9 protein-coding genes, 1 other RNA gene and 1 riboswitch are annotated in these 7299 nt (G+C 60.3%); of the genes, 2 read left to right on the top strand and 8 right to left on the bottom strand.

Annotated features, from left to right (window positions below):
* From tolA to I5W_RS04025, 5 genes are all read right to left on the bottom strand, one after another.
* Nucleotides 1-762, bottom strand: a 762-nt coding sequence (gene tolA / locus I5W_RS04045; protein WP_044528273.1) for a cell envelope integrity protein TolA, incomplete at its 3' end; no start/stop codon positions are given.
* 17 nt (nucleotides 763-779) lie between these two features.
* On the bottom strand, nucleotides 780-1214 hold the full coding sequence (locus I5W_RS04040; protein ID WP_017453098.1) for an ExbD/TolR family protein: 435 nt from the start codon (nucleotides 1212-1214) through the stop codon (nucleotides 780-782).
* Nucleotides 1214-1918: a protein TolQ gene (gene tolQ / locus I5W_RS04035; protein ID WP_017453099.1), complete on the bottom strand. Its 705-nt coding sequence runs from the start codon at nucleotides 1916-1918 to the stop codon at nucleotides 1214-1216. The genes I5W_RS04040 and tolQ overlap by 1 nt, the downstream gene beginning before the upstream one ends.
* Before the next feature lie 212 nt (nucleotides 1919-2130).
* On the bottom strand, nucleotides 2131-2583 hold the full coding sequence (ybgC, locus tag I5W_RS04030; protein WP_044528272.1) for a tol-pal system-associated acyl-CoA thioesterase: 453 nt from the start codon (nucleotides 2581-2583) through the stop codon (nucleotides 2131-2133).
* 186 nt (nucleotides 2584-2769) lie between these two features.
* Nucleotides 2770-3522, bottom strand: a complete 753-nt coding sequence (locus I5W_RS04025; RefSeq protein WP_044528271.1) for an SDR family oxidoreductase — start codon at nucleotides 3520-3522, stop codon at nucleotides 2770-2772.
* A gap of 222 nt (nucleotides 3523-3744) precedes the next feature.
* Nucleotides 3745-3844: riboswitch (ZMP/ZTP riboswitch) on the top strand.
* A gap of 140 nt (nucleotides 3845-3984) precedes the next feature.
* Here I5W_RS04025 and glyA point away from each other — a divergent pair.
* Entirely contained in the window at nucleotides 3985-5229 is a 1245-nt protein-coding gene (glyA, locus tag I5W_RS04020) for a serine hydroxymethyltransferase (RefSeq protein ID WP_044528270.1), read from the top strand.
* Between the two features lie 229 nt (nucleotides 5230-5458).
* Nucleotides 5459-5938: a transcriptional regulator NrdR gene (gene nrdR, locus I5W_RS04015; RefSeq protein WP_017453103.1), complete on the top strand. Its 480-nt coding sequence runs from the start codon at nucleotides 5459-5461 to the stop codon at nucleotides 5936-5938.
* Between the two features lie 91 nt (nucleotides 5939-6029).
* On the opposite strand, the gene ssrS is transcribed toward nrdR, so the two are convergent.
* The 3 genes from ssrS to I5W_RS04005 form a co-directional block, all read right to left on the bottom strand.
* A non-coding RNA gene (ssrS, locus tag I5W_RS29390) (6S RNA) lies at nucleotides 6030-6206 on the bottom strand.
* A 194-nt stretch (nucleotides 6207-6400) separates the two neighbouring features.
* Nucleotides 6401-6718 carry a cell division protein ZapA gene (locus I5W_RS04010; RefSeq protein WP_017453104.1) on the bottom strand — a complete coding sequence of 106 codons (318 nt, stop codon included), beginning with the start codon at nucleotides 6716-6718 and terminating at the stop codon, nucleotides 6401-6403.
* Nucleotides 6715-6948, bottom strand: a complete 234-nt coding sequence (locus tag I5W_RS04005; RefSeq protein WP_017453105.1) for a hypothetical protein — start codon at nucleotides 6946-6948, stop codon at nucleotides 6715-6717. The genes I5W_RS04010 and I5W_RS04005 overlap by 4 nt, the downstream gene beginning before the upstream one ends.
* Nucleotides 6949-7299 lie beyond the last annotated feature (351 nt).

Genomic DNA, 7299 nt, shown 5'->3' with positions numbered 1-7299 from the left:
CGCGCACTTGTTGGCATAGTCCGGGCTGCCCTTGGGGCCCTGCGACTTGGCCGCCGTGCCGGTGCCACCGGTGGCGCTGGTGGCCTGGCCCATCATGCGTTTCAAGTCTTCCTGGCGACGCTGTTCGGCGGCCTTGGCGTCAGCCGCGGCCTGTTGCTGCTTCTTCTTGTCGGCAGCCTGCTTCTCGGCCTCGGCCTTCTTCTTGGCCTCTTCTTCCTTCTGCTTCTCTTCCTTGAGCTTCTTCTGCTTGTCGGCCTCGAGCTTTTCCTTCTTCTCGCGCTCGGCCTGCTCCTTCTCGGCTTTTTCCTTCTCTGCCTTGAGCTTGTCGGCCTTGTCCTTCTCGGCCTTGTCCTTCTCGGCCTTTGCCTTTTCAGCCTTTTCCTGTTCCAGCTTCTCCTGCTTTTCCTGTTCTTCCTTGCGCTTCTTTTCCTTCTCCTTTTGCAAGGCGATATCGGGTTTCTCGACCTTGGGTTCGTCGATCACCTTGGGAGGAATTGGCTTGGGTTCAGGTTGCGGCTGGGGTTGCGGTGGCGGCTCGACCACCACCGGCTGCGGCTCCGGTTGCGGCGGGGTGGGCAGGGGGGCGGCTTCCTTGTATTGCGGATCCCAGATCTCGGCTTCCACCGTGAGCGGGGTTTCGCTCTGCCAGCGGATCCCGATCCAGAAGAACAGGAACAAGGCCACGTGCATCACCAGCGCCAGCGTGATGGCACGCCAGCGGCCAGGGGCCTTGGGGATGGTGTAGTGTGCGTTATCGCTCATATCGCTCAGGGTTGCGCTTACTTGGTGGCCAGGCCGACCCGCGCTATTCCCTGTTTCTTCGCTTCCGAGATGACTTGCACGACGTCGTCGTACTTGATGTCCTTGTCGGCCGAGATCATCACGGCCAGGTCCGGGTTGTCTTCATGCAGCTGGCGCAGGCGCTCGGCCAGGTCGGTCTTGCCGGTCACGGTCTCGGCCTTCTTGCCGCCGCTCTTGGGACCGTTGATGCGGATGGTGGCCTGGGCGTTGGGCTTCAAGGCGATCTCGATATAGTCCGACGGCGGCTGGGTCGACTTGCCGGCCGTGGGCAGGTTGATCACGCTGGGGTTGGTGATGGGCGTGGCCACCATGAAGATGATCAACAGCACCAGCATCACGTCGATGTAGGGCACCACGTTGATCTCGGACTTGAACTTGCGGGGACGCCCCCCGCGCATCGATGAGCCAGCCATTAGCGTGCCTGACGTTGCAAGATGTTGGAGAACTCTTCGATGAAGCTCTCGAAGCGGATCGCCAGACGGTCGATGTCATGCGAATAGCGGTTGTAGGCCACCACCGCAGGAATGGCGGCGAACAGGCCGATGGCGGTGGCGATGAGCGCCTCGGCAATACCGGGGGCGACCGCGGCCAGGGTGGCTTGCTGCACGTTGGCCAGGCCACGGAAGGCGTTCATGATGCCCCAGACGGTGCCGAACAGACCCACATACGGCGACACCGAACCCACCGAGGCCAGGAAGGCCAGGTGCGATTCCAGTGCATCCATCTCGCGCTGGTAGGCCGCGCGCATGGCGCGACGGGCGCCGTCCAGCAGCAGGCCGGGATCGACGGCGCCGCCACGGGCGGCTACCGAAGCCTTGGCCTTGGTGAATTCACCCATGCCAGCCTGGAAGATGCGCTCCAGGGCGCCACCTTCGCCACCAGCCTTGCGGCGGTTGGACAGCGCATCCTGGTACAGCGCCGAAAGATTGCCGCCGGACCAGAAGACGCGTTCGAATTCCTCGGTCTGCACCCGCGCCGAGCGGATGGTGAACATCTTGCGGAAGATGTAGGTCCAGCTGGTGACCGATGCCGACAACAGCAGCAACATCACCAGTTGCACCAGGACGGACGCGTTTGCGATCAGTGAAATGAAGGACAGGTCTTGTGTGACGTTCATGGGAAAGTGTGGCGGCTTGGAGGCGGCGTTTGGATGGTAAGTCGAGAGTTAAAAATCTCTTGTTCAGTTGACGTGCGGACAATATGAAACAAAAGACGGCAAATACAGACAGAAGTTTTCCCTGCGGCAGATCGTCCCAGCCGCTGGGAGCGGCCGGCGGGCAGACGCTGTTCCCAGTGCCATAAAGGCGCGGATGAGCTTTTCCGTTGACATCATGTCGACTTCTTGATGCAAGTCAGCACTTCGTCAGGAATCGGACGCGGCCGGAAAGTGGCCTGGTCCACACAGACGACCGTGATGCTGCCCCGCGCCAGCAGTCTGGGTTCCCCGTCGCAGGCGGTCCCGCCATCCCCCGACGGCAGGCGCCAGGCCTCCTGGATGAATTGCATGGAGGCATTTCGAAATTTTTCGACCACGACGGTCAGGCGGAGTTCATCGTCCAGGCGGGCGGGGGCGAGATAGTCGACGCTGGTGTTCTTGACGACGAAGATGGCGCCGGTGGTCTCGGCCAGGTGTTGTTGCTGGAAACCGAAGGAGCGCAGCCATTCCGTGCGGGCGCGCTCAAAGAACTTCAGGTAGTTGGCGTAGAACACCACGCCTCCGGTGTCGGTATCTTCGTAATAGACCCGGATGTTCCAGTCGAATGGACTACTGGCGGCACTCATATGCTTCTTGTTATTGGGAAATCTGCTGTGGCAGCGGCAAAAGAATCACGGAAACGAAGCAATCAAGGGTTTGCCGGTGAGCAAGCGGACTGGTTGGATACCGGCCGCTGCCCCGGGAACGGGTGAAAATGGCGTTCCTGCGGCGCCAAGGCGCCTTTGGCAAAAACGCCATTCTACTCCATCCCCTTATTGTTTGCGCTTGATGTTGAAAGGGCTGAAGCCCTGGCAGGTCGGCATGAGCTCCATGTAATTAATGTTCACATGGGCCGGCATGGTGGCTACCCAGAAGGCCGCTTCAGCAATATCTTCGGCCGTCAGCGGGGTGGTTCCTTCATATACCTTGGCAGCCGCCCCATCATCGCCCTTGAAGCGCACGTTGGAGAATTCGGTGCCGCCGCACAGGCCAGGGGCCAGGTTGGTGGCGCGCACGCCGGTACCCACCAGGTCGGCGCGCAGGTTCAGGGTGAACTGGTCGACGAAGGCCTTGGTGGCGCCATAGACGTTACCGCCCGGATAGGGGTAGGCACCGGCCACCGAACCCAGGTTGATGATGGTGCCGCGGCCGCGCTTGACCATCTCCGGCAGCAGCGCGTGGGTGATGGTGACCAAGCCCTTGACGTTGGTGTCGATCATGGTTTCCCAGTCCGACAGTGCCACTTCATGGGCCGGGCCCAGGCCCAGTGCCAGGCCGGCGTTGTTGATGAGCACATCGACTTCTTTCCACTGGCCCGACAGGCTCGCCAGGCCGGCGCTGATGGAGTCCTTGCTGGTCACGTCCAGCACCAGCGGCAGCACCTGGTCGGCACCCAGTTCCTTGACCAGGTCATCCAGGCGCTCCTTGCGGCGACCGGCGGCGATCACCTGGTGACCGTTGCCGGCGAATTTGCGCGCCATGGCGGCGCCGAAGCCTGCGGTAGCTCCCGTAATCAACACGACCATCTCTTGATTCTCCTGTTGTGTGGCGTAAGAACCGGCGCGCGGCGGCAAGCTTGAACAAAGCTGCACATGGCAGTCCCGGCAGAAAACGGAATTGTAGCCGAAAGCCGCTTTTTACGAGGGCGGGCTCGCTTTTTCCTTCATGGGGGCACTATGGCGGGTCTGTTGCGAAGCCACCATGGTTCTTGCCCAAATCGCCCCGTTTCACTACAATGCGCTCACCATTTCGTCTCACGTGACTGGCGAAACGCCGCGTAAAACCGGCCAAGATGGGGATCCATCGGGAAGCGTGAGATTTCAACAGCCGTGCGCCTGGGCAGCCGAATGGACAGTACGACTGAGGCTGCCCGCAATCCCATTCTAGTTTCTGGCCCTCATTCGATTTTGGAAGTCGAGCCACCGGCATGGCCGCATCCTGCCGGTAGCGCGATCTTCGGCCGCAGCTCATCAATTTGGAGAAACACCATGTTTGACAAGAACCAGACTCTCGCAAAAGTCGATCCCGACCTGTGGTCTGCCATCCAGAAGGAAAACGCCCGCCAGCAGGATCACATCGAGCTGATCGCTTCTGAAAACTACACCTCGCCGGCCGTGATGGAAGCGCAAGGTTCGCAGCTGACCAACAAGTACGCCGAAGGCTATCCGGGCAAGCGCTACTACGGTGGCTGCGAATACGTGGACGTGGCCGAGCAGTTGGCCATCGACCGCCTGAAGGCTCTGTTCGGCGCCGAAGCCGCCAACGTGCAACCCAACTCCGGCTCCCAGGCCAACCAGGGCGTGTTCTTCGCCATGTTGAAGCCGGGCGACACCATCATGGGCATGTCGCTGGCAGAAGGTGGCCACCTGACCCACGGCATGGCCCTGAACATGTCGGGCAAGTGGTTCAACGTGGTCTCCTACGGCTTGAACGACAAGGAAGAGATCGACTACGAGGCGATGGAACGCCTGGCCCGTGAGAAGAAGCCCAAGCTGATCATCGCTGGCGCCTCGGCTTACTCGCTGCGCATCGACTTCGAGCGTTTCGCCAAGATTGCCAAGGAAGTCGGTGCCTACTTCATGGTCGACATGGCCCACTACGCTGGCCTGATCGCTGCCGGCGTGTACCCGAACCCGGTGCCCTTCGCCGACTTCGTCACCTCGACCACCCACAAGTCCCTGCGCGGTCCGCGCGGTGGCGTGATCCTGATGAAGGCCGAGCATGAGAAGGCCATCAATTCGGCCATCTTCCCCGGCATCCAGGGTGGTCCGCTGATGCACGTCATCGCCGCCAAGGCGGTGGCCTTCAAGGAAGCGGCCTCACCCGAATTCAAGGCCTACCAGCAGCAAGTGGTGAAGAACGCCGACGTGCTGGCCAAGACCCTGATCAAGCGCGGTCTGCGCATCGTCTCCGGCGGCACCGAGTCGCACGTGATGCTGGTGGACTTGCGTCCCAAGGGCTTGACCGGCAAGGAAGCCGAAGCCATCCTGGGTTCGGCCCACATGACCTGCAACAAGAACGGCATTCCCAACGATCCGGAAAAGCCATTCGTGACCTCGGGCATCCGCCTGGGCAGCCCGGCCATGACCACCCGTGGCTTCAAGGAAGCCGAAGCCGAGAAGGTCGGCAACCTGATCGCCGATGTGCTGGACAACCCGCATGACGCCGCCACCATCGAGCGGGTCAAGGCCGAAGTGAAGAAGTTGACCGACGCCTTCCCGGTCTACGGCTGATTGGAGGAGTCGCTACCGGCCTTGCTTGGGCCGGTATGAACTTTCCTGTCGGATGTTGTACCTGACGGCGCCCGTCCTTGCGGGCGCCGTCTTTATCTGCACTACGATACGATAGTGCCTGTTGCACGAGGATGCGACACTGCGCCTTTTAGTGTTGTAGCAATGTCTTGCATGACCGAAGTTCAGGGGGCCTACCCTCATTGTCTAGCCCAACCCAATTACTGCCACCATGAAGTGCCCATTCTGCAATCACGAAGACACCCCGGTGCTGGACACGCGTCTGTCCGAAGACGGTCATTCCATCCGCCGTCGCCGCCGCTGCGGCAATTGCGACAAGCGCTTCACCACCTATGAGCGCATCGAACTGACCATGCCGGTGATCGTCAAGAAGAATGGCAGTCGTACCGAGTTCGATCCGGCCAAGCTGCGTGGCAGTCTCATGCTGGCCTTGCGCAAGCGCCCGGTGTCGGCCGAGGCGGTCGATGTCGCTGTCCAGAGCATCCAGGACAAGCTGCTGCAAAGTGGTGAACGTGAAGTGATGTCAGGGCATGTCGGTGAACTGGTCATGCATGAGTTGAAGCGTCTGGACAAGATCGCCTACATCCGTTTTGCCTCGGTCTACAAGAGCTTCGAGGATGTGACTGAATTCCAGGATGCCATTGATGAGGTAGGGCCGGAGCGCAAGGGCGCCAAGAAGCAGGAGCGCTGACGGGAGAACAGGGCAGAGCGTGAAGAGGACGTCTGTCCGTAGCGGTGGAAGACATAAAAAAACGGCTGCAGATGCAGCCGTTTTCCTTGAATCAAGTCCCGCCTGTGCCGCTGTGCCGGCATCCTGAACCTGACGGTTCAAGTTGGTTGCAGTAGTTCAATTTCGGGTTCATCGGACTAGCGACGCTCACGCCCATCGAACGATCCCACAACCTATGCTCGTAAATGGTTCAAGGAATATATGGCAATCGCGAACACGGCAGGAGTACGAAGTCTAACCCATTCATCGTTGTCCTCCAAGAGCTGTGTCAAAAATAAGTCCACGATTTTGTAACCGGATTTTCTCTTTGCCATATTGATGTGTTGCACCTCACCAATCACGCAAGCGGAGAAAAAAAATGGCTGCCAACGGCAGCCATTTTGTTGCGGGTGACACATCCTGCGCCCATCAGCGCGCAGGGCGTCAGAACAGTTTTTCCTGTGGCGCCAATGCCTGGTCCACCACCTCAGTGATGGCGGCAATCTGCTGCTGCCACTGGGCAATGGTCATGCCGGCGAAGGGGCCTTCGGAGCGTTGCATACTCAGCAATTCAGCGGCGATGCCCAGGCCGGCCATCACGGCGATGCGGTCGGTACCCTTGATGCGGCCGGCATCGCGGATGGCGCGCATCTTCTGATCGAGATAGGCCACCGCGTGATGCAGGGCGGCCTGTTCGCCTTCCTGGCAGGCCAGGGTGTAGGACTGGCCCATGATCATGGCCTGGATCTGGATGGTGCTCATGCCGCCTCCTCATCGGCCGCAGCCGCTTCTTCTGCCTCGGCCACCGGCAGTTGCGCCAGCACCGCGGCAACCCGCTGGTAGGCCTCATCGACACGGGTATTCAGGGTGGTGTTGTCTTCGGAGAGCAGTTTGACTTTCCGGCGCAGCTCGGCATTTTCTTCGCGCAGGCTTTGCGCCAGCTTGGCGAGCTGAGTGACTTTTTCAGCCAGTTGCAGGAATTCGGAACTCATGGATTATTTGTTCGCAGGGATGGGATCGCGTTGACCAGCGCCAGCGCGTCAGGAGTGTTCAGGGTTACGGTACATCAATCGTTCAATTATAAGCGCTTTGCGATGCACCCTGAACAAGAACGGCCGCACCAGGCGGCCGAATCGGTTTGGTCTCCCATGGCCGGGATTGGTTCCCCGCCGGTGTTGATCTCTATTCGCTGCGCCGCGCGGCCTGGGCGTGCATCCGCATGTAGCCCTGTTGCAGCACGAAGTTGTCGAAGGCGGTCAGCAGCGGGTGGTATTTCTCGCTGTTGCGTTCCAGTTGCATCAGCGCATAGCCGGTGGCTTCCAGCGTGGCCAGTTGTTCCGGTT

The sequence above is a fragment of the Herbaspirillum sp. B65 genome (assembly GCF_000333555.1).
Classification (GTDB): Bacteria; Pseudomonadota; Gammaproteobacteria; order Burkholderiales; family Burkholderiaceae_D; genus Herbaspirillum; species Herbaspirillum rubrisubalbicans.
This window is presented reverse-complemented; position numbering and strand designations above follow the sequence as displayed.

Coding starts and splice junctions, on each gene's coding strand:
- I5W_RS04040 (WP_017453098.1), bottom strand. CDS start 1,214: ATGGCTGGCTCATCGATGCGCGGGGGGCGTCCCCGCAAGTTCAAGTCC.
- tolQ (WP_017453099.1), bottom strand. CDS start 1,918: ATGAACGTCACACAAGACCTGTCCTTCATTTCACTGATCGCAAACGCG.
- ybgC (WP_044528272.1), bottom strand. CDS start 2,583: ATGAGTGCCGCCAGTAGTCCATTCGACTGGAACATCCGGGTCTATTAC.
- I5W_RS04025 (WP_044528271.1), bottom strand. CDS start 3,522: ATGGTCGTGTTGATTACGGGAGCTACCGCAGGCTTCGGCGCCGCCATG.
- glyA (WP_044528270.1), top strand. CDS start 3,985: ATGTTTGACAAGAACCAGACTCTCGCAAAAGTCGATCCCGACCTGTGG.
- nrdR (WP_017453103.1), top strand. CDS start 5,459: ATGAAGTGCCCATTCTGCAATCACGAAGACACCCCGGTGCTGGACACG.
- I5W_RS04010 (WP_017453104.1), bottom strand. CDS start 6,718: ATGAGCACCATCCAGATCCAGGCCATGATCATGGGCCAGTCCTACACC.
- I5W_RS04005 (WP_017453105.1), bottom strand. CDS start 6,948: ATGAGTTCCGAATTCCTGCAACTGGCTGAAAAAGTCACTCAGCTCGCC.